The organism is Paenibacillus sp. EPM92, from assembly GCF_016586185.1.
Taxonomy (GTDB): Bacteria; Bacillota; Bacilli; order Paenibacillales; family NBRC-103111; genus Paenibacillus_G; species Paenibacillus_G validus.
On sequence record NZ_BCPS01000125.1, the window covers coordinates 1 to 1,400 of the forward strand.

1 protein-coding gene is annotated in these 1,400 nt (G+C 45.3%); it reads left to right on the plus strand.

The window, feature by feature from the left end; all coding sequences use genetic code 11:
* Window positions 1-48: 48 nt before the first annotated feature.
* Window positions 49-1,198 (plus strand): IS3 family transposase gene (locus JMF85_RS27770; RefSeq protein ID WP_201319394.1). Its coding sequence is split into 2 segments (ribosomal slippage): window positions 49-323 and window positions 322-1,198, totalling 1,152 coding nucleotides; the frame shifts between segments, so codons are not numbered across the junction.
* Window positions 1,199-1,400 lie beyond the last annotated feature (202 nt).

Genomic DNA, 1,400 nt, shown 5'->3' on the forward strand with positions numbered 1-1,400 from the left:
ATAATGCTACATATAATCTAGACAGCAAAAAAGGAGTTTCTTAGTTGTATGACGACTAGCAGAAGAAAGTTCAGCCCTGAAGAGAAAGCACGCATTGTGCTGGAAATTCTGAAGGAAGAAAAGACGGTGTCACAGATCGCAACGGAGGAGGGGATTCATACCAATGTCCTCAACCGGTGGAAATCAGAAGCCGTTCAAAACCTCTCACAATTGTTTGTCGATGATCGTAAAGGCATCACGAAAATGAAACAGGAATACGAGCAGCAAATTGACGAACTCTACGGCGAGGTTGGCAGATTGACCACCCAATTGTCGTGGCTCAAAAAAAAATCTGGCCTCTAACCTGTCTCGTGACGAACGAGTAGACTTATTAGAATGGGACTGCCTAGAGCATTCCATCCTCATACAAGCGGACCTCCTGAGCCTTAACCGCTCCAGCCTGTATTACAAGCCGGTGCCTCCATCTCCGGAGGAAATACGCCTTAAACACCGGATTGATGAGCTTTATACGAAGCACCCGTTCATGGGCTATCGAACGATCGCTTCCATTATGAATCGTGAGAACGATTCGATTCACGAGAACACCGTACGGCGCTATATGCGCGAAATGGGAATCATGGCTATTTATCCAGGACCGAACCTGAGCAAACGTGATCTTCAGCACAGGATCTATCCCTATCTCCTGCGTAAACTAGCGATTACAGAGCCTGAACAGGTCTGGAGTGTTGACATCACGTATATTCGGATGAAGCAGGGCTGGATGTACTTATACGCCATTATAGACTGGTATTCGCGTTATATCGTAGACTGGCAACTTGATCAGAGCCTAGAGATTGGTTTTATACTCGAGACGATGAAACGGGCACTGGCAAAGCGGAAACCAGGCATTATAAACAGTGATCAAGGGAGCCATTTTACAAGTCCACAATACATTGATTTACTGAAGGAGAACAACGTTCGCATCAGTATGGATGGTAAAGGTCGTGCAACCGATAATATCGCAATCGAACGATTTTGGCGCAGTCTGAAGTACAACGAGATCTATCTGAACGATTACAACAGCCCACGTGAGACTCGAAACGGCATCCGCAGCTATATTCATCTTCACAACTATTACCTGCCGCACCAGTCCCTGCAGAGGCACACGCCAGCTGCTGTGTATAACCGTGAAGTCGTGCTGAGATCCACATCTAAATAACGGAGGAAGAACCTTTCCTCCCTCGCTTTCGCTTGAGCTTTGTCCTCCACCTGTGGACAACACAATGCTAGTAATAATTAACATTTATTCCATCACGGACAAGGTATAAGACTTACTATACCAGAGCCTCATTAAACTCTTGTGAATCATTTCACACCTTAACTATATTAAAATAACTGTCTTGACATCTTGTAGCACCATA